16 protein-coding genes are annotated in these 19,519 nt (G+C 54.5%); 11 read left to right on the top strand and 5 right to left on the bottom strand.

The window, feature by feature from the left end; genetic code table 11:
* Nucleotides 1-36 precede the first annotated feature (36 nt).
* The 5 genes from PZBJ_RS22960 (at nucleotide 37) to PZBJ_RS22940 (ending at nucleotide 7,416) form a co-directional block, all read left to right on the top strand.
* Complete coding sequence (locus PZBJ_RS22960) at nucleotides 37-678, top strand: glutamate racemase (protein ID WP_101764445.1); 642 nt, start codon at nucleotides 37-39, stop codon at nucleotides 676-678.
* A gap of 259 nt (nucleotides 679-937) precedes the next feature.
* Nucleotides 938-2,080 (top strand): efflux RND transporter periplasmic adaptor subunit, encoded by a 1,143-nt coding sequence (locus tag PZBJ_RS22955; RefSeq protein ID WP_101764444.1) that lies wholly within the window; start codon nucleotides 938-940, stop codon nucleotides 2,078-2,080.
* A 2-nt stretch (nucleotides 2,081-2,082) separates the two neighbouring features.
* Complete coding sequence (locus tag PZBJ_RS22950) at nucleotides 2,083-5,238, top strand: efflux RND transporter permease subunit (RefSeq protein ID WP_101764443.1); 3,156 nt, start codon at nucleotides 2,083-2,085, stop codon at nucleotides 5,236-5,238.
* A gap of 1 nt (nucleotide 5,239) precedes the next feature.
* Nucleotides 5,240-6,673 (top strand): efflux transporter outer membrane subunit, encoded by a 1,434-nt coding sequence (locus PZBJ_RS22945; RefSeq protein ID WP_101764442.1) that lies wholly within the window; start codon nucleotides 5,240-5,242, stop codon nucleotides 6,671-6,673.
* 119 nt (nucleotides 6,674-6,792) lie between these two features.
* Nucleotides 6,793-7,416, top strand: a complete 624-nt coding sequence (locus PZBJ_RS22940; RefSeq protein WP_240632932.1) for a TetR/AcrR family transcriptional regulator — start codon at nucleotides 6,793-6,795, stop codon at nucleotides 7,414-7,416.
* A gap of 2 nt (nucleotides 7,417-7,418) precedes the next feature.
* On the opposite strand, the gene PZBJ_RS22935 is transcribed toward PZBJ_RS22940, so the two are convergent.
* Complete coding sequence (locus PZBJ_RS22935) at nucleotides 7,419-7,982, bottom strand: TetR/AcrR family transcriptional regulator (protein ID WP_101764441.1); 564 nt, start codon at nucleotides 7,980-7,982, stop codon at nucleotides 7,419-7,421.
* A 204-nt stretch (nucleotides 7,983-8,186) separates the two neighbouring features.
* On the opposite strand from PZBJ_RS22935, the gene PZBJ_RS22930 reads away from it, so the two are divergent.
* Both PZBJ_RS22930 and PZBJ_RS22925 read left to right on the top strand, forming a co-directional pair.
* Nucleotides 8,187-8,858, top strand: a complete 672-nt coding sequence (locus PZBJ_RS22930) for a pirin family protein (RefSeq protein ID WP_101764440.1) — start codon at nucleotides 8,187-8,189, stop codon at nucleotides 8,856-8,858.
* A gap of 84 nt (nucleotides 8,859-8,942) precedes the next feature.
* Complete coding sequence (locus PZBJ_RS22925) at nucleotides 8,943-9,659, top strand: GntR family transcriptional regulator (protein WP_101764439.1); 717 nt, start codon at nucleotides 8,943-8,945, stop codon at nucleotides 9,657-9,659.
* Between the two features lies 1 nt (nucleotide 9,660).
* Here the strand turns inward: PZBJ_RS22925 and PZBJ_RS22920 are convergent, their stop codons facing one another.
* Nucleotides 9,661-10,860, bottom strand: coding sequence for an enolase C-terminal domain-like protein (locus tag PZBJ_RS22920; protein ID WP_101764438.1), 1,200 nt, complete (start codon nucleotides 10,858-10,860; stop codon nucleotides 9,661-9,663).
* Nucleotides 10,861-11,163: 303 nt separating this feature from the next.
* Between PZBJ_RS22920 and PZBJ_RS22915 the strand changes: the two genes are divergently transcribed.
* Nucleotides 11,164-12,555, top strand: a complete 1,392-nt coding sequence (locus PZBJ_RS22915; protein ID WP_101764437.1) for a PTS transporter subunit EIIC — start codon at nucleotides 11,164-11,166, stop codon at nucleotides 12,553-12,555.
* A gap of 34 nt (nucleotides 12,556-12,589) precedes the next feature.
* On the opposite strand, the gene PZBJ_RS22910 is transcribed toward PZBJ_RS22915, so the two are convergent.
* Complete coding sequence (locus PZBJ_RS22910) at nucleotides 12,590-13,606, bottom strand: lipoate--protein ligase (protein WP_101764436.1); 1,017 nt, start codon at nucleotides 13,604-13,606, stop codon at nucleotides 12,590-12,592.
* Between the two features lie 203 nt (nucleotides 13,607-13,809).
* Here PZBJ_RS22910 and PZBJ_RS22905 point away from each other — a divergent pair, with 203 nt between their 5' ends.
* Together PZBJ_RS22905 and PZBJ_RS22900 are read left to right on the top strand one after the other, a co-directional pair.
* A complete protein-coding gene (locus PZBJ_RS22905) occupies nucleotides 13,810-14,490 on the top strand; it encodes a type 1 glutamine amidotransferase domain-containing protein (RefSeq protein ID WP_101764435.1) in 681 nt (226 codons plus the stop codon).
* A gap of 99 nt (nucleotides 14,491-14,589) precedes the next feature.
* The gene (locus PZBJ_RS22900) at nucleotides 14,590-15,195 is read left to right on the top strand and encodes a TetR/AcrR family transcriptional regulator (protein ID WP_101764434.1); all 606 of its coding nucleotides are present in this window, start codon (nucleotides 14,590-14,592) and stop codon (nucleotides 15,193-15,195) included.
* 63 nt (nucleotides 15,196-15,258) lie between these two features.
* Here PZBJ_RS22900 and tkt read toward each other — a convergent pair whose 3' ends face one another.
* Together tkt and PZBJ_RS22890 are read right to left on the bottom strand one after the other, a co-directional pair.
* Nucleotides 15,259-17,250, bottom strand: coding sequence for a transketolase (gene tkt / locus PZBJ_RS22895; protein WP_101764433.1), 1,992 nt, complete (start codon nucleotides 17,248-17,250; stop codon nucleotides 15,259-15,261).
* A gap of 29 nt (nucleotides 17,251-17,279) precedes the next feature.
* On the bottom strand, nucleotides 17,280-17,738 hold the full coding sequence (locus tag PZBJ_RS22890) for an RpiB/LacA/LacB family sugar-phosphate isomerase (protein ID WP_101764432.1): 459 nt from the start codon (nucleotides 17,736-17,738) through the stop codon (nucleotides 17,280-17,282).
* Nucleotides 17,739-18,184: 446 nt separating this feature from the next.
* On the opposite strand from PZBJ_RS22890, the gene PZBJ_RS22885 reads away from it, so the two are divergent.
* Nucleotides 18,185-19,519, top strand: coding sequence for an MFS transporter (locus PZBJ_RS22885; RefSeq protein ID WP_101764431.1), 1,335 nt, complete (start codon nucleotides 18,185-18,187; stop codon nucleotides 19,517-19,519).

Below are 19,519 nucleotides of genomic sequence, written 5' to 3'. Positions count from 1 at the left end.
GAGCATCCCTAAGAGACGCCACTGATCAGGAATTCTATGACTATCGCCTGCCTGCATACCGCCGCCAGTAATATCGCTATTTTCGATGACGCCGCGCACTCATTGGGCATGAGCAACGGCGCACTGAGTCATATCGTGATGCCGCATTTGCTGGCGGAAGCGGAGCTGACCGGTGCCATGACCGCTTCGCAGCAGCAAAAGCTGGAACAGCTGTTACGCAGCCTGACGCCGTGGTTCGACGCGATTCTGATTACCTGCTCGACGCTGGGTCCGGTTGCCGATGGTTTTTGTGTTGAAGGGCATGATTGCCCGGTGTATCGCACCGATCGCATGCTGGCCGATGAAGTGCACCGTTTGCCGGGTAAATCTCTGGTGCTGTGTGCGGCGGAATCCACACTGGCGGCGACGCGAGCGCTGTTTTGCCCAGCGACGCTGCCGGTTGAACAGCATCCTGTTGTGCAGCTGATTCCTGGCGCATGGGCGGCGTTCAAAGCGGGTCATCAGGATGCGTATCTGCAAATGATTGCGCAAGCGGTGGCAGACGGGAAACAGCAGGGCGCAGATCATGTGGCGCTGGCCCAGGTTTCCATGGCGGCGGCGTCCAGGCTGTGTAGCGCCGATAGTCAGCCGTTAACCAGCCCGCAGCTGGCGTTAAAGGTGGTACATAAATTTTCGTAGGGTGCGCATGCAAGACCGCGCATCGGGTTAACGTTTACTCTCATGTAAATAATAATCATTTGCATTAATGGTTATAACTCATTATCGTTAGCAACACTTTGTAACCTATCGCGATTTAACCTTTAAAAATCCTCAATCAAAGAGGACGCTATTCTGCTGTCGCTTTTCAGGAGCGCTCTTTTCATTTTCCTGACATACGCCCACATCCGCGATTTGGTAGACTCTCGATTGAGAATGAACGTTCACTACAGGATTATTCATGAAGAATTTTCAGCGCACGGCCATCGCCGGGCTGGTGTTATTGCTCGCCGCCTGTGACCAAAATAGCGCCCCGCCAGCGGGCGACATGACCACCGAAGTCGGCGTGAAAACGCTGCAAACTGAGTCGGTGACGCTCGATAGTCAACTCACCGGACGCGTGGTGGGCAGCATGGTGTCGGAAGTGCGTCCGCAGGTGGACGGTATCATCCAGAAGCGCCTGTTTACCGAAGGCGACGAAGTCAAAGCCGGTCAGGTGCTGTATCAAATCGATGCAGCCAGCTATCAGGCCAGCTACGATCAGGCCGTTGCGCAGTTGAAAAATGCGCAGGCGTTAGTGAAAAGCAGCCAGTTAAAATCCGCGCGCTATAGCGCGCTGGTGAAAGAGAACGGCGTATCGCGTCAGGATGCCGACGATGCGCTGGCAACCTATCAACAGAACGTGGCGTCGGTTGATCAATATCGTGCCGCCGTCGAAAGCGCCCGCATCAACCTCAACTACACGCAAATCAAAGCACCGATTTCTGGCCGCATCGGCATCTCGTCAGTGACGCCGGGCGCGCTGGTGACCTCGGCGCAAACCACGGCGCTGGCGACCATTCGCGCGCTCGATCCGATCTATGTCGATCTCACGCAATCCAGCGTGCAACTGCTGAAACTGAAGCGTCAGCAGGCTTCCCTCCAGCAGAGCAGCGATGTGGTGCCAGTAACGGTAAAACTGGAAGACGGTAGCAATTACGATCATCCCGGCAGGCTGGAACTGACCGAAGTGGCGGTTGATGAAGCCACCGGAACCGTTACGCTGCGCGCCATCTTCCCCAATCCGCAGCATGAATTGTTGCCGGGCATGTATGTGCGCGCCAGCGTCACCAACGGTGTTAAAAACGATGCGATTCTGGCACCGCAGCAGGGCATCACGCGTGATGCTAAGGGCAACGCCACGGCGCTGGTGGTGGATAACGAGAACAAAGTGCAAAGCCGGGAAGTGGTGACCGATCGGGTTATCGGCAACACCTGGCTGGTGACCAGCGGGTTAAACAGCGGCGACAAGCTGATTGTCGAAGGCACCGCCAAAGTGCAGGCCGGGATGACGGTGAAAGCAGTTGAAGTGACGCCAAACAGCGCCCGCAGCGGAGGCCAGTAACTATGTTGGCTCAGTTCTTTATTCGCCGCCCGGTATTCGCCTGGGTGATCGCCATCTGCATCATGATGTTTGGCGTGCTCAGCATTAAAAGCCTGCCGATTGCGCAATATCCCGACGTCGCACCGCCGCAGATCAGTATTCAGGCCACTTACACCGGCGCGTCGGCGGAAACGCTGGAAAGCAGCGTCACGCAGGTGATCGAGCAGCAGCTCACCGGCCTCGACGGCTTGCTTTATTTCGATTCCACCAGCACCGCCTCAACCGGCCAGGTAAAAATCAGCGTCACTTTCCAGCAGGGCACCGATCCGGATATTGCGCAGGTGCAGGTGCAGAACAAAGTGCAGCAGGCCGAAAGCCGCTTGCCGACGTCCGTTACCACGCAAGGCGTGACGGTGGAGAAGGCGCAAAGCGACTTCCTGTTGATTCTGGCGCTGTACGATAAAACCAACCAAAGCACCTCGGCCGATGTGGCGGACTACATGGTCAGCAACATGGAAGATACGCTGGCGCGCGTGCCGGGCGTCGGTAGCGTGCAGGTGTTTGGTGCCGAATACGCCATGCGCATCTGGCTCGATCCCGCCAAACTCGCCTCCTTTTCGCTGATGCCGTCCGATGTGACCAGCGCGCTGGAGAGCCAGAATACCCAGGTTTCCTCCGGTCAGCTGGGCGCGCAACCGGCCAGCAAAGAGCAGCAGCTGGTGGCGACCGTGCGTTCGCGTTCACGTCTGCAAACGCCGGAACAGTTCCGCAATATCGTGTTGAAAAGCCAAAGCGACGGCTCGGTGGTGCATCTGAGTGATGTGGCTCGCGTAGAAATGGGTGATGAGGATTACAGCGCCAACGTGCTGGCGAACGGTCATCCGGCTTCAGGGATCGCGGTGCAGCTGGCGTCCGGCGCCAATGCGCTGTCAACCGCCGAACAGGTGAAAGCCACCATCGACGAGTTCCGCAGCAGCATGCCGCCGGGCTATGAAGTGGCGTATCCGCTCGACAGTACCGACTTTGTGAAAATCTCGATTGAAGAGGTGGTGAAAACCCTAATCGAGGCGGTGATTCTGGTGGTGATCGTGATGTTCGTGTTTCTGCAGAACATCCGCACCACGCTGATTCCGGCGATTGCCGTGCCGGTGGTGTTGCTGGGAACCTTTGGCGTGCTGTCACTGTTCGGGTACTCGATCAACACCTTAACCATGTTCGGCATGGTGCTCGCCATCGGGCTGTTAGTGGATGACGCGATCGTGGTGGTGGAGAACGTCGAGCGTGTGATGCGCGAAGAGGGCTTGCCGCCGCGTGAGGCCACTGAAAAATCGATGAAAGAGATCACCGGGGCGCTGATTGGTATCGCGCTGGTGCTGTCGGCGGTGTTTCTGCCGATGACCTTCTTTAGCGGCTCAACCGGTGTTATCTATCGTCAGTTCTCCATCACCATTGTGTCATCGATGGTGCTGTCGGTGATTGTGGCGTTAACGTTGACGCCGGCGTTGTGCGCCACGCTGCTCAAACCGCACAACGAAGAAGGCGGTCAAAAGGGCTTTTTCGGCTGGTTTAATCGCAGCTACGAGCGCGTGCAGACGCGTTATCACAACGGCGTGGGTCATGTGCTGCACAGTTCGGTGCGCTATCTGCTGCTCTACGCGGTGCTGCTGATCGGTTGCGCGGTGCTGTATATGCGTTTGCCGACCGGCTTCCTGCCGACTGAGGATCAGGGCTATATCATGGTGCAATACCAGCTGGCACCGGGCGCGACGGAAAACCGCACCAGCGCGGTTCGTCGTCAGGTGCAGGAATACTTCGCCACCAAAGAAAAAGACAACGTCAACGTCAGCATGCTGGTGAATGGCTTCAGTTTTGCCGGCAGCGGCCAGAACGCCGGGATTGGCTTTATCTCGCTGAAGAACTGGAGCGAGCGTAAAGGTGCTGAAAACAGTGCCGATGCCATTGCCGCGCGTGCAATGGCCAATCTTGCCAGCATTCGTGATGCGCAGATCTTCGTGCTGTCGCCGCCGTCGGTGTCCGGTTTGGGGCAGTCAGACGGATTCACCTTTGAGCTGCAGGCGCGTGGTGCCACCGGGCGCGATCAGCTACTGCAAATGCGCAATCAGCTGATTGCTGAAGCCAATCAGGATCCGCTGCTCAGCGCGGTGCGTGCCAACACCTTGCCGGATTTGCCGCAGCTGCAGGTCAATATCGACGATGAAAAAGCGCAGTCGCTGGGTCTCACCATCAGCGACATCAACGACACGCTCAGTGCGGCGATTGGCGGCAGCTACATCAACGACTTCACCGATCGTGGCCGCGTGAAGAAGGTTTACATGCAGGGCGATCAGCAGTTCCGCAGCAAGCCGGAAGATATTGATCGCTGGTACGTGCGCGGCAGCGATAGCAACAGCAATACCACCATGGTGCCGTTTGCGTCGTTTGCCTCCTCAGAGTGGGCGTACGGCCCGGATGTGCTGTCTCGTTATAACGGCCTCGCGTCCTACGAAATCGAAGGTTCGGCGGCGGCCGGCAAGAGTTCCGGGGATGCGATCAGCGCGATGGAAAAACTGGCTGCGAAGCTGCCGGCGGGCACCACTTTTGCGTGGAGCGGCTTGTCGTATCAGGAAAAACTCTCCGGCAACCAGGCGATGTCGCTGTATGGCATCTCGCTGATTGTGGTGTTTCTGTGCCTGGCGGCGTTGTATGAAAGCTGGTCGGTGCCGTTCTCGGTGATGATGGTCGTACCGCTGGGGGTGATCGGCTCGCTGCTGGCGATCAGCCTGCGCGGGCTGGAAAACGACGTCTACTTCCAGGTGGCGCTGTTAACCATCATTGGCTTGTCGGCGAAGAACGCGATTCTGATCGTTGAGTTCGCTGAAGACAATTACCGCAAAGGGGAAAGCCTGGTGAAGGCGGCGACGCACGCGGCATCGATGCGCCTACGGCCCATCATTATGACTTCGCTGGCATTTACCGCTGGCGTATTGCCGCTGGCGATTTCCACCGGCGCGGGCGCCAACAGCCGTATTGCGATCGGTACCGGTATTATTGGCGGCACGCTGACTGCTACCTTGCTGGCGATCTTCTTTGTACCGCTGTTCTTTGTTCTGGTGCGTCGCGTGTTCCCGGCGATACCGCATGACGATAATCATGCATCTGTGCCCAAGGCGGGGGAATAACATGTCGGCAAAACTCTTAATGGTATTGGTTCCCGCGCTGCTGTCGGGTTGTGTGTCGCTCGATCCGCACTATGAGCGCCCGCAAGGCGCGGTCAGCAGCCAGATGCCGAGCGGTGAAGCCTATCGTTCATTGCAAGGCACGCCAGCCAGCAACTACCGCGACCTGAGCTGGCAGGATTATGTGCTCGACGCCAAACTGCGGCAGGTGGTGGCGATGGCGCTGGATAGCAGCCGCGACTTGCGTGAAGCGGTGGCCAGCGTTAAATCCGCGCATGCGCAATACGGTGAAGAGCGCGCCAATCTGTTCCCGGCTATTAGCGCCGGCGTGAGCGGCACGCGTTCGCGCGCGTTAACAGGCGAAGGCAATCAAACCGCCATCAGCAACAGTTATTCAGCAGAAGGTAGCGTCAGTTCGTTTGAACTCGATCTGTTTGGCAAAAACCAGAGCCTGACGCGCGAGCAGTATGAAACCTATCTCGGCACGCTGCAGGGCGCACGCAGCACGCGCCTGACGGTGTTGTACAACACCGTGGATTACTGGCTGCAGCTCGCCGCCGATCGCAGCAATCTGGCGATTGCTAAAGAGACCGCCGAGAGCGCGCGACAATCATGGCAGGTGACGCGCAAGCAGATGGAAAATGGTATCGCCTCAATGGTGGATGTCTCGTCTGCGGAAACCACCTATCAATCCGCGCAGGCCGATGTCGCCAGCTACAGCACGCTGGTGGCGCAGGATAAAAACGCGCTGGATTTGGTGGTGGGCCGCAGCGTGCCGGATAACCTGCTGCCTGACAGCATTGAGTCGATCGGTAACGCACTGCGCGAGGTACCTGCGGGCGTCTCATCAGATGCGTTGCTGAATCGTCCTGATGTGTTGCAAGCCGAGCATAATCTCAAGTCTGCCAACGCCAGTATCGGCGCGGCGCGTGCCAACTTCTTCCCGAGCATTACGCTGACGGGCAGCGGCGGCGTCGGCAGTAGCGATCTGTCGACGCTGTTTAAAAACGGGGCGGGTATTTGGTCATTTGCGCCGAGCATTTCGCTGCCGATTTTCCAGGGCGGCTACAACGTCTCTTACCTGAAATACACCAAAGCACAGAAGGAATATTACGTAGCGGCGTATGAGAAAGCGGTGCAAACCGCCTTCCAGGAAGTGGCGGATGCGCTGGCGCGTCGTGGCACCATCAACGATCAGCTCAGCAGTCAGCAGCGTAATGTAGCGGCATCGCAAACCTATTATCATCTGGCGGATCTGCGCTACCGCAACGGTGTTGATAGCTACCTCAATGCGTTAACCGCGCAGCGCACGCTGTACAGTGCCCGAACCAATCTGGTGAGTATGCAGCAAGCCTATTACCTGAATTTGATCACCTTCTATAAAGTGATGGGTGGCGGCACGGCGTTGAAAGAATCTGAAATAATGAGCGCGCAATAATTGCACTTTTCGTAGCGGCGCGATTTATCGCGCAATAAATTGCGCCGCTACAATGCCTGCGTGCGGGGAAGCAAGAATTGGAAACATTGTCTGGGTTTCTCACCGGAAACGCATCACGTATGATGACGGGAATAAACGCTAAATTCTTTTTCGGAGCCAATGTGAGTCACTCTGAACATGACGATTTTCTCTTACAGCGTCAGCAGCAGGTGATTTCTGCGGCGAAAGTCTGTTTTAGTCGCTCCGGATTTCATGGCGCCAGCATGGCGGATATTAGCCGCGAATCAGCGTTAGGGGCAGGGCAAATATATCGTTACTTTAGCAGTAAAGAGCTTATTGTAATGGAAACCATAAAAAGCATCGCGCAGAACTGGCGCCTGTTTTTAATACAATATTTACCCGCACAACAATCGACTCAGGATATTATCAACGCTGATTCGCCATTCTGGCAGCATTGGCCGAGTCAGGACCGGAAATTATTACTGGAAATGTATTCTGAGGCGTCGCGTAATGAATCGGTGCGTACCATTCTGGCCCAGCAGGAGCAATTATTACTTGCTGAGTTAGCGGCTATTTTTCGCGCGCAACAACCTGATATCGATCCAACACAGCGCGCCAATCGCATTCAATTTTTATTGTTGCTGGTCGATGGCGTCGCCTGTCGCGCCTTCGGCGATAGCGACCTGAACCAACGTGAAATGCAGCGGGTGAACGGCGTTCTCAGCCAGCATCTGTTCGGCTGAATTTACATCGCACCGTGCGGATAGACATCATTCACCACCGCATTGAAAAACGGCATAAAGCCCGGCGCCATATCGCGCTGCTTCATGCAGCGGCGAATAATAATGCCGTCAATAATCAGCGACATCACATATAAGCGGGTGTGAATGGAATTGGCATCCTGCTCGGGGTGCAGCGCCTGCTCCTGAGCAATAAAATTATTTTTAAGCTCATGCCAGGCATCGAGCATAATTTGTCGGATGCGATTATTACGCGTGGCTTCAGATGACACTTCCATCAGCAGAATAATACTGTTTTCCACTGCCGCCGGCACAATATCTTCCGCTTCGTGATAATGTCCTTTCATATGCGCGATACGTTCAAAGTCGGCATTGAGTAGCGTGATCATCCGCTGCACTACATTGGTGACTAATGCCTCAATGATCGCCTCTTTGTTTTTATAGTATTTATAAATTAAACCAATGCTGACGTCGGCCTGGCTGGCAATATTCTGAATCGATGTCTGGTGAAAGCCTTTCAGCCGCATGCATTGCTCGGCGGCGGCCAGGATCTGTTCGCTTCGGTTCATGATTATTACACTCGCAGAATAAAGCGGCTATTTTACGCAATTAAAGCTGTACTGGCGATGAATAAAAACATTAACCCGACCTGATTATTTCGGCGCTTTAGCGTTGTTCAGTTTTTTTGATTTAAGCGAGCAGTTTTGCCTGCTGTTCATGATTTTTCAGACCTCTATGATGGTGGACAGAAAAAATCATCAAGGAATAACATCATGAACATCCTGCGCGCCCAACGCGATCAGCTGTTTGAATATGGTCCTTTTACCATTCGCCGTCAGCGTCCCGGTGAAGCGTTTGGACCGCTGGCGATTGTCGACCAAATGACGCTGCAACTGGATGCCACTATCCCGCTGCATTCTAATCAGGATAGCGAGATTTTCAGCTACGTTTGGCGCGGTTCGCTGCTGCACAGCACCGAGCAGGGTGAAACGCACTCCCTTAACGCCAAACGCGCGCTGCTGCTGAGTGCCGGTAGCGGCATGCGCTTTGCCGAGTCTGCGCCTTTTATCGAAACCGACATGTTGCAGGCCACCATCATTCCAGCGCAAACCGGCGGTGAGCCGCAGGTCAATACCTTTACCCGTGCGGACGGTGCGGCAGTAAACGCATGGACGTTACTGGCAGGGCCGCACGGCAGCGAGGCGCCGCTGGCGCTGAATCAGGCGGTATACATTTATGACCTGAAACTGGAGCGCGGCAAACAGGTGAATGTGCCACGGCGTGAAGGTTTTTCAAGCTGGGTCAACGTGCTGGACGGCATTGTGCGTATGGATAATGAACGGTTGCACAAAGGCGATTCCGTCAGCGATAACAAGGCTTTGCCGGCGTTGATGGGCGAGCGGGATGCAACGCTGATTGCGTTTCTGGTGCAGAAAAGCCTGTAAAGCCCCATTCATGGGCACCTAACCCATCCTCCTTATAACATCGTGTTATCATCTGCGGATAAAACACCGGAGGAGGGTAATTCAATGAAAAAGAAAGAGTTCGTTACCCAGGATTTGCTGAGCAAGATCTATCAGGAAGATACCTCCGCGCCACGCAAATTACCGCCTGAACGCCAGCTGGCCGAAGAATATGGCGTATCGCGTTTCACTATCCGCCAGGCACTGGAGAAACTGGTGAGTATCGGCGCGGTACGTATCGTGCAGGGATCAGGTATCTGGATTAATGAAACGGTACGTAATAACCCGCTGGTTTATAATTCGATCACCGAAAAGCGCTTTGATCAGATGCATTACCGCTCACTTAGCCTGCGTAAAAGACGCCCCGATAGTGATGAGCAACAGATATTTGCCATTAACGATAACGCCTTTATCTGGGAGTTTTCCCGCCTGCGCTATGTCGATAATGTGGCAGTACAAATTGAAATATCGCGTATGCCCGCAACCTTATTTACCGATCTCAACGGTGAGATTATTGAGCGCTCGATACAGCAATATGTGTTGTCCAAAGGCTACCAAATCTCACATTTACTCACCAGCTATCGTGCGATTAGCGTTAACCGCGAACAGGCGACGCTACTGGGTTGTAAAAAAGGCAGTCCGGCGATGCACATTATTAATCGTGGTATTTTGCAGGGCGGGCAGGTGTATGAAATCAGCGACATCGTAGATATTAATTACACCTGCACCTATCTGATTCCGCATAACCCGGATAATCTGCGTTTCCGCCAGCAACAGCGCTAACTTATGGCGTGTGCATGGTGCCGTCTGGCAGGCGACTCTGCGTCCATTCATGCGGACGATAAACTACCGGATATTTTTCCGCTAACGCCTGATCAAAGCCGACGCCAATACCTGATGCTTGCGGCGGATAGAGATAGCCATTTTTAATTTCCGGCGCGCCAGGGAAAATGGCATCCGTCAGCGTTGAGCGTGGAATAAATTCCTGAATCGCAGCATTGTGCAGATGAATATTCAGATGTGTATTAACCGCCACGCCAATCGGCGTCATATCGCCCGGTCCGTGCCATGCCAGTCGCACACCAAATGCCTGACACAGTGCAGCCAGTTTCAATGCCGGCGTAATACCACCAATCTGCGAGACGTGACAACGAATAAAGTCGATGCGACGATTGACAATTAATTCGTGCCATTCTGCGGGATTATTAAATAATTCGCCTAACGCTAACGGCACCGCGCTTTGCTGACGCAACTGCGCTAGCCAGCCAGTTTGCGCGGGTGGGAGCACATCCTCAAGGAAGTAGGGCATATACCGCTCAAGCTGTTTTACCAGCTGAATGGCCTGCTGCGGGAATAAGCGCTCATGCACGTCATGCAGTATTTCAAAACAGTGACCGTATTTCTCCCGCAACGCGCGGAACATCTCGACCGTATTCGTCATGTACTCTTGCTGCGAGTAATAAGCGCCGGAGGTGCTATTTTCCGGTGCGTGGAGTTCTTTCGGCGTTCCGCCGTAAAAGCCCAGCTGACAGCGGATATGGCGATAGCCTTTCTCTAAGGCGTTATCAACGGAGGTATAAAGTTCCTCCAGCGTTTCACCGCTGGCATGGGTGTAAGCTGCAATCGCATCGCGCGCTTTGCCGCCCCACAGCTGATATAAAGGCATATCGGCTAACTGCGATTTAATATCCCACAGCGCCATATCCACGCCCGAAATGGCATTGTTGGTCACCGGACCGTTACGCCAATAGGCATTAACGTTCATCATCTGCCACAGGTCTTCAATATTGTTGGCATCGCGTCCAACTAATAGCGGCACCAGATACTCATCCACCATGGTTTTTACCGCCAAAGGACGCTGTTGAAAGGTGGCGCAGCCGTGACCGGTAATCCCTTTATTGGTGGTAACACGTACGGTAATAAGGTTATGGCGATCGGGGCGGGTAATAAAACACTCAATACTTTCAATAAGGGTTGGGGTCACGTGAAATACTCCTGTGGCGCAGTCACTGCGCTCAATTTCAAGGCCTGTTGATAAGCTATTTTGGCGTATCATTACCGGGTTTTTATTGAGACGCAAACCCTTTTTCAGCCAAGAAACATTGGTCAGTAAAAAAGAGTGTTTATCGCGATAAAACAGACCAATTTGCTATTTTAAAACTTAATAGTCCTGTTGCAGCGGGTTATGTGATCGCAGTCAAGATTTATTGGTTTGTTTTGTTGAGCGTCATTTATTACCATCCAGTGCAGATTTCATCAGGCTGTTTTTCTTCCCTCAGGAGCACGTATGGGAACGCAGGAAGTAATAAAAAATATAATCCACTTAGTGGGTGGGAAGAATAATATCAATAAAGTCTGGCATTGCATGACGCGTCTGCGCTTTGACCTTATTGATGACAATAAAGTTAACCAGAGCGAAATTAAAACCTTGCCCGGCGTATTGGGCGCGCAAATGCAGAGTGAACAATTCCAGATTATTATCGGGCCCAAGGTCAATAGCTGGTATGAGCAAATCGTTCCGGTATTAAATAACGACGGCGTTCAGCCCGCGCAAAACGAGAAAGCGCGCAAAAGCCTGGTATCGCGGTTTATGGATACCGTTTCGGGCGTATTTGGCCCGATTGTTCCCGCCATTGCTGGTGCCGGGATGATCAAAGGTTTGCTGGCCGGATTAGTGGCGTTACAGCTGGTTTCGGCCAAAAGCGATACGGTAATGGTGATTGATTTAATCGCCAGCGGCGTATTCTATTTCCTGCCGTTCTTTTTAGCGGTCTCCGCCGCCAAAATCTTTAAAACCAACGAGTATTTAGCCGCAGCCGTGGCGGCGTGTTTAATGTATCCCTCTTTAATTGATGCGGCAAAATCGCTGGCGGCGCATCAGGAGGGCGCAGTAAGCGCATTTTGGCTGATGGGCGTGCTGCCGGTTTCGGTATTTAATTATGCTTCCAGCGTTATCCCGGTCATCTTCTCTATTCTGGCTCTCAGCTATATCCATCGCTGGGTGGATCGTATTATGCCGGAAGTATTGAAAACCGTATTTACCCCAACCTTAACGCTGTTCCTGGCGGCATTAACCGCGCTGGTGGTAATTGGCCCGATGGGTATTTGGCTTGGCAAAGGTTTGGCGCTGTTTATTGAAGGCTTATTCAGTATCTCAGCGAGCTTTGCTGGCTTAATTGTCGGTGCCATTCGCCCCGTTGCGGTGCTAACCGGCATGCATCACGCGATGACACCGATTGCGTTACAGAATTTCAGCGATCGCGGTTATGACATGTTGATGCCGATGATGTTTATGGCAAATATGTCGATTGCCGGAGCCACATTTGCTATCTGGAAATTGACTAAAAATCGTCAGGACAAAGTGGTCACACTTTCAGCCGCCATTTCAGCATTATTAGGCATTACAGAACCGGCGTTGTTTGGCGTGCTAACGCGCTACAAAAAAGCCTTTATTGCGGCAACGGTTTCCAGCGCGCTGGCTTCGGCCTTTATCGGTTTCTTTGGCGTGCGTTTATACGGCTATATTCTTTCCAGTATATTCAGTTTGCCGGCCTATATTGGCCCGTACTTTATCTGGGCCATTTCCGGCGTCGCCATTGCGCTTATTATGTCGTTTAGTCTGACATTGATGTTGGTAGGCAAAGAACCGGATTTAGTCGCACAGCCCGAGAATAAGTAATGTTTGGTCGCCATTCATGGCGACCGATTTACGCTTAGCTCACACTCGCCACCAGCCAGCTTTCCAGCTCGCTCAGCTCATTCATCTGCTGAGGATATTCTGCTTTCAACTGCGCTAATTGCGCCAGTATGGTTTCAGGTCGATACACCGCGCCCTGCAGACGCAACGCCAGCGCTTCTAATGGCGAAGGGTTCAGGCTGTCGGTGAAAATCTGGCAGCGAGAAATCACGCCGCGTTCGACATCAAAGTGGATCTCAACGCCGCCCCAGACAAAACGCTCATTCAGCAGATGCGAGAAATCCGGTGCGTTACCAAAATTCCATTCCCAACTGCTTAGACGCGCAAACTGCTCTTCAAAACCAGGCAAATCAGGCAGTGCGGCGGGGGAGATATGCTCCGGCTCGCACTCTTCCTGATAGTAATCGTAATAGGCGGCAATCACCTCACGGCAGATCGCCTCAAAGCTGATGCCTGGCACCAAATCAGCAATGTTGGCCACGCGCGATCGCACCGAGGTAATGCCTTTCGCCTGTAACTTTTTGCTGTCTGGATTGAGGTAATCGGCGAGACGCGACAAATCAGCATTCATCAAAAAGGTGCCGTGATGAAAACCGCGATCCGGCGTTTCACGGTAAGCAGATCCGGAAATCTTGCGCACCTCGCCATCCACGTTCACCACGATATCGTTGCGACCGGAGGCTGTTGCCGGAATGCCGAGCTGTTCCAGCGCGCGCAGGATAATCGCCGTGGAGACTGACTTATCGTATTCCGGTTTACCGGCCATAAAGGTGAAGCAGCAGTTGCCCAAATCGTGAAACACCGCGCCGCCGCCGCTGCTGCGTCGTGCCAGCTTGATGCCGTCTTCCGCCATGCGTCGCGTGTTGCACTCTTTCCACGGATTCTGGGCGCGTCCGATAACCACGGTTTCGGCGTTCTGCCAGAGAAACAGCACGCGCTGCGTTGTCGGCATCTGGCGGAAAATACACTCTTCTACTGCGAGGTTGAACCAGGGATCGTGTGAGTCAGAAATGAGTAATCGTAGTGTGGACATGATTTTTTCGGTTCCGTGAGAAAGGGCAAACCGGGACAGAGTACGCTGAAGCGGATCGAAAGGTAAGAAACAGCAGCGCATTCCATTTCAATAATAAAATGAATTAACCTCTAGACGACTGGTCTATTAGCTGTTACTTTGAATTCAAGCGCTAGACGACTGGTCTAGTTTAGACGTTTAATCCAGCAAGCAGGAGATTGATGATGAAGATTCTTATGGTTCTAACCTCACACGACCAATTGGGTAACACCGGCCGCAAAACCGGTTTCTGGCTGGAAGAGCTGGCCGCGCCTTACTACGCCTTCAAAGATGCTGGCGCAGAAATCACGCTGGCGTCACCGAAAGGCGGCAATCCGCCGTTAGATCCTAAAAGCAATGAACCCGATTTCCAGACGGAGCAAACGCATCGTTTTGAAGCGGATGCCGCAGCAACCGCGCAACTCGCCGCCACCGTGCGTCTGGACAGCGTATCACCAGCCGATTTCGACGCGGTGTTTTACCCAGGCGGTCACGGTCCGCTGTGGGATTTAGCAGAAGATCAGCACTCAATCGCGCTGATCGAAGGCTTCCTTGCCGCCAACAAGCACGTTGCACTGGTGTGTCATGCGCCAGGCGTGCTGCGCCACGTCAAAACACCGCAAGGAAAACCGCTGGTAGCAGGCCGTAAAGTCACCGGTTTTACCAACAGCGAAGAGGAAGCGGTCGGCCTGACACAGGTGGTGCCTTTCCTGGTGGAAGACGAGCTGGTTGCGAAGGGCGGTCTGTATTCGAAAGGCGCGGACTGGAGTTCCTATGTCGTCAGCGATGGTTTGCTGATTACCGGACAAAACCCAACGTCTTCAGCAGAGACGGCGCAACAGTTGATCAAGCAACTGGCGCAATAAACGCATCGGGAGGCGAACCGCTGTCCGCCTCCCTTATTGCAGCAGTAAACGCATGTTCAGCGCCTAGACGACTGGTCTAGTATTTGGTAATCTAACGCTATGACGACTACATCCCAATTGCATAGCAATGAAATCCGCAATCACATCCTTGCCACTGGCCAACGCATTATGGCCGGCAAGGGTTTTTCGGCTGTCGGATTAAATGAAATCCTCACCGATGCCGGTGTGCCAAAAGGTTCGTTCTATCACTACTTCAGCTCGAAAGAGGCTTTTGGGGTGGATATGCTGGCGCGCTATTTCGATGATTATCTGGCTGAGCTAGACGCGACATTGAGCCAGCCGGGCTTGACGATGGCGCAGCGGCTGATGAACTACTGGCAGCTGTGGCGTGAATCGCAATCGTTCTCCGATTGTCAGGGCAAGTGTCTGGCGGTGAAGCTGGGCGCGGAAGTTGCCGATCTGTCGGATAGCATGCGCGTCACGCTACAGACCGGTACGGCCGGCATTATCGCGCGACTGGCGGATGCGTTAGAAGCGGGTATTGAGGAAGGTTCGCTGTCTATCGATGACAAACCGAGCCGCGTGGCGGAAAGCCTGTATCAGCTGTGGGTGGGCGCCAGCGTGATGGTGAAAATCGTGCGCAATACCGGCCCATTTGATTCCGCCATGAGCATGACGCAAAAAATCATTCGTATTACCGCGTAGTAAAAAGGGCGACTCAACAGAGCCGCCTTTTATTTTGTCGGGGCACCATTTAGCGATCGCCTATCACAACACCGATCTCGCCGTGTTAACCACGTTCTCAACCGTAAAACCAAACTCTTTGAACAGCTGATCCGCAGGCGCCGACTCACCGAAGGTGGTCATGCCGACGATCGCGCCGTTCAGGCCGGTGTATTTGAACCAGTAATCCGCGATACCCGCTTCAATCGCCACGCGTGCGGCAACGGCTTTTGGCAGCACGGATTCACGGTACGCCGCGTCCTGCTTGTCGAAGGCGTCGGTGGATGGCATAGACACCACGCGCACCTTGCGGCCTTCCGCCGTCAGCTGCTCATAAGCGCTCACTGCCAGCTCCACTTCAGAACCGGTAGCGATCAGGATCAGCTCTGGCGTACCTTCGCTGTCCTTCAGCACGTAACCGCCGCGCGCCACGTTGGCCAGCTGCTCAGCGCTACGATCCTGCTGCGCCAGGTTCTGACGCGAGAAGATCAGCGCCGACGGGCCGTCCACGCGTTCAATCGCGTACTTCCACGCCACCGCTGACTCAACCTGGTCGCACGGGCGCCACAGGCTCATGTTTGGCGTCACGCGCAGGCTGGCCATCTGCTCAACCGGCTGGTGCGTCGGGCCATCTTCGCCCAGACCAATCGAGTCGTGGGTGTACACCATGATCTGACGGATTTTCATCAGCGCGGCCATGCGTGCGGCATTACGCGCGTACTCGACGAACATCAGGAAGGTGGCGGTGTACGGCAGGAAGCCGCCATGCAGCGCGATACCGTTGGCGATCGCGGTCATACCGAACTCGCGCACGCCGTAATGGATGTAGTTGCCCGCCGCATCTTCGTTGATTGGCTTCGAGCCGGACCACATGGTGAGGTTGCTCGGCGCGAGGTCAGCGGAGCCGCCCAGATATTCCGGCAGGATTTTACCGAAGGCTTCAATAGCGTTCTGCGAGGCTTTACGGCTGGCGATTTTCGCCGGACTGGCCTGCAGCTGCTCGATGAACTTCTGCGACTCGCTGGCCCAGTTCGCCGGCAGCTCATTGTTCACGCGACGTTTGAACTCGGCAGCCAGCTCCGGATGCGCGGCGGCGTAGGCGGCAAACTTCTGGTCCCATGCGGACTCTTTCGCCTGGCCGGCTTCTTTGGCATCCCACTGCGCGTAGATGTCTGAAGGGATTTCAAACGGACCGTGGTTCCAACCGAGCTGCTTGCGGGTCAGCGCGATTTCGTCGGCACCCAGCGGCGCGCCGTGCGAGTCGTGCGTACCGGCTTTGTTCGGCGAACCAAAACCGATAACGGTTTTGCACATCAGCAGCGAAGGCTTGTCGGAAACCGCTTTGGCTTCTTCCACCGCTTTCTTAATCGCGTCGGCATCGTGACCGTCCACGCCGCGCACCACGTGCCAGCCGTAGGCTTCAAAACGTTTGGCGGTGTCGTCGGTGAACCAGCCGTCAACGTGACCGTCGATGGAGATGCCGTTGTCATCGTAGAAGGCAACCAGTTTGCCCAGCTTCAGGGTGCCGGCGATGGAGCAGACTTCGTGTGAGATGCCTTCCATCATGCAGCCGTCGCCCATAAACACGTAGGTGTTATGGTCTACGATGTCATGACCCGGACGGTTGAACTGCGCTGCCAGCGTGCGCTCGGCAATGGCAAAACCCACTGCGTTAGCGATGCCCTGACCCAGCGGGCCGGTGGTGGTTTCAACGCCGGGCGTGTAGCCGTATTCAGGATGCCCCGGCGTTTTGGAGTGCAGCTGACGAAAATTTTTTAATTCACTGAGCGGCAAATCGTAACCGCTCAGGTGCAACAGGCTGTAAATCAGCATTGAGCCGTGACCGTTCGATAAAACGAAGCGGTCGCGGTTAGCCCAGTGAGGATTGCGTGGATTGTGCTGCAAAAAGTCGAGCCACAACACTTCAGCGATATCCGCCATGCCCAGCGGGGCGCCCGGATGTCCCGAATTGGCTTGTTGTACGCCATCCATACTCAAAGCGCGGATGGCGTTGGCTCTTTCCCGGCGTGTAGACATAAGGTTCTCCAGAGGTGCGACGTCGGCGCTTATTTAGCGTGGGATACTTGTTCGTAGTAACCGATCTTGTCTACTTTGGCGGTTGAGCCGCCACCTTCAAATTCCGATGCCAGCCAGGCATTAACAATGTTCTTCGCCAGCTCAGGCCCGATGACGCGCGCGCCCATGGTCATGATCTGCGCGTTGTTGCTCTTGCGAGCACGTTCGGCAGAGAAGGTGTCGTGGCATTGCGCCGCGCGCACGCCTTCTACCTTGTTGGCGACAATCGCCACACCGATGCCGGTGCCGCACAGCAGAATGCCGCGCTCAAATTCGTTCTTCTGGATGGCGGTGGCGAGCGCAAATGCCACATCCGGGTACATCGGACGGTCGTTTTGCGCGTCATTGGTATAATCCGTCACCACATACTCTTTCTCTTCCAGCAGCTTTTTAATCACATTTTTCAATTCGATAGCCGCATCATCGGCGCCAATTGCGATAGTTTTCATCGTCGTTCTCCAGCAGGGTGTGCAATGACGCCTGCACGTTTGTTCAGCAGGCGAGAAGATGTTCATAGTTAGCCTGCCACAAAATCAATCATATGTTCAATGGTTGTTCATATGAATTGCCTTCAGGATCGCGCCTGAATGCCTCAGAAAACCCTGTTAAACCGCCTGTGTCGAGCCGTATGGGCGCAGTAATCCGATAAATTGACCAAAATCAGATCTCATGAAGCCGCTCACACTTTCGCGTGTTGCAGTTGAGAGATGCACAATTATCCGTGTAGTGTTCATATGTTCGCATGACTATACCAATGTACAAGAAGACCCATCGAGGACTCGAACATGTGTCATTTACACCGTACCTCTCAGTACTCCTGCAGCCAGCGCCTGTTTGGCGATTGGTCAACACCACATAAAGAAATGATCACTCACGCACGTCGTGGAGGTGCGTTATGAACCAACCATCAATGACAGCGGTGGAACAATCCACCATCAGAAAAATCTCCTGGCGCTTAGTGCCGTTCGTGGCGCTGATGTTCTTTATCAACTTCCTCGATCGCACCGCGATTTCGTTTGCCGGCCCCAACGGCATGACGCAAGACCTCGGCCTCACCGCACTGCAGTTTGGCCTGGCATCGGGCATCTTCTTTATTGGCTACATTCTGCTGGAAGTGCCAAGCAACCTGGCGCTGCATAAGTTCGGCGCGCGTCGCTGGCTGGCGCGCATCATGATCAGCTGGGGCATTGTCTCGCTGCTGTTCACCTGGGTGAGCAGTGTGGAAGGTTTGTATACGCTGCGTCTGCTGCTGGGTATCGCTGAAGCCGGCTTCTTCCCAGGCGCGATTCTCTACCTCAGCATGTGGGTGCCGGGACGTCATCGCAGCAAAATCCTGTCGCTGTTCTATCTTGCCCAGCCGCTAACGGTGGTGTTCGGTGCGCCATTAGCCGCGTCCCTGATTCAGCAGCACGGCCTGTTCGGCATGGAAGGCTGGCGCGTGATGTTTATGGGCGTGTCGATTCCCGCGATTTTGATTGGTATCGTCGCGCTGTTCTGGTTGGTGGATTCGCCACGTCAGGCCAAGTGGCTGACCGCCGAAGAGAAAACCTGGCTGACCACCGAACTGGAAGCCGAGCATCAACAGAAGCAGGGCCATCAAAAACACAGCCTGCGCTCGGTGATGGGCAACGGCCGCGTCTGGATGCTGTGCCTGATTTACTTCGGCTTTATTTATGGCCTGTATGCGCTGGCGTTCTTCCTGCCAACCATTATCGCGGGCTTCCAGCAGCAGTTCGGTACCACTTTTAACGTGATGCAGAAAGGGCTGATTACCGGCGTGCCGTATCTGATTGCGGCGGTGGTGATGTTCTTCTGGTCGAAAGATGCCACGCGTCGCGGTTGTAAAACCTGGCATATCGCCATTCCAGCGCTGGCAGGCGGCATCAGCGTGCCGCTGGCGCTGTATATGGATTCGCCGTTCACCACCATTATGGTGATTGCGATCACCGCCAGCTCCATCTTCGCTGCACTGCCGAATTTCTGGACCTTACCAACGCAGTTCCTGACCGGCGCGTCTGCCGCCGCAGCCATTGCCTTGATCAATACCTTAGGAAACGTAGCGGGCTTCTCCGCGGGCTACATCACCGGCGCGCTGCATGACGCCACCAACAGCTACGCCTTGCCGATGTTTGTGGTGGGTGGATTCATGCTGCTGTCCGCGTTCCTCATGCTGTTACTTAATCGCCGTCGCTCGCCGTCTCAGCCGACCTCTTTAGCTCAGGAGCATTAA

The sequence above is a fragment of the Pantoea endophytica genome (assembly GCF_002858935.1).
GTDB classification, from domain to species: Bacteria; Pseudomonadota; Gammaproteobacteria; order Enterobacterales; family Enterobacteriaceae; genus Pantoea; species Pantoea leporis.
Note: the sequence above shows the minus strand (reverse complement) of the source record. Positions and strands in the feature narration are given on the sequence as shown.

Coding starts and splice junctions, on each gene's coding strand:
- PZBJ_RS22960 (WP_101764445.1), top strand. CDS start 37: ATGACTATCGCCTGCCTGCATACCGCCGCCAGTAATATCGCTATTTTC.
- PZBJ_RS22955 (WP_101764444.1), top strand. CDS start 938: ATGAAGAATTTTCAGCGCACGGCCATCGCCGGGCTGGTGTTATTGCTC.
- PZBJ_RS22950 (WP_101764443.1), top strand. CDS start 2,083: ATGTTGGCTCAGTTCTTTATTCGCCGCCCGGTATTCGCCTGGGTGATC.
- PZBJ_RS22945 (WP_101764442.1), top strand. CDS start 5,240: ATGTCGGCAAAACTCTTAATGGTATTGGTTCCCGCGCTGCTGTCGGGT.
- PZBJ_RS22940 (WP_240632932.1), top strand. CDS start 6,793: ATGATGACGGGAATAAACGCTAAATTCTTTTTCGGAGCCAATGTGAGT.
- PZBJ_RS22935 (WP_101764441.1), bottom strand. CDS start 7,982: ATGAACCGAAGCGAACAGATCCTGGCCGCCGCCGAGCAATGCATGCGG.
- PZBJ_RS22930 (WP_101764440.1), top strand. CDS start 8,187: ATGAACATCCTGCGCGCCCAACGCGATCAGCTGTTTGAATATGGTCCT.
- PZBJ_RS22925 (WP_101764439.1), top strand. CDS start 8,943: ATGAAAAAGAAAGAGTTCGTTACCCAGGATTTGCTGAGCAAGATCTAT.
- PZBJ_RS22915 (WP_101764437.1), top strand. CDS start 11,164: ATGGGAACGCAGGAAGTAATAAAAAATATAATCCACTTAGTGGGTGGG.
- PZBJ_RS22910 (WP_101764436.1), bottom strand. CDS start 13,606: ATGTCCACACTACGATTACTCATTTCTGACTCACACGATCCCTGGTTC.
- PZBJ_RS22905 (WP_101764435.1), top strand. CDS start 13,810: ATGAAGATTCTTATGGTTCTAACCTCACACGACCAATTGGGTAACACC.
- PZBJ_RS22900 (WP_101764434.1), top strand. CDS start 14,590: ATGACGACTACATCCCAATTGCATAGCAATGAAATCCGCAATCACATC.
- tkt (WP_101764433.1), bottom strand. CDS start 17,250: ATGTCTACACGCCGGGAAAGAGCCAACGCCATCCGCGCTTTGAGTATG.
- PZBJ_RS22890 (WP_101764432.1), bottom strand. CDS start 17,738: ATGAAAACTATCGCAATTGGCGCCGATGATGCGGCTATCGAATTGAAA.
- PZBJ_RS22885 (WP_101764431.1), top strand. CDS start 18,185: ATGAACCAACCATCAATGACAGCGGTGGAACAATCCACCATCAGAAAA.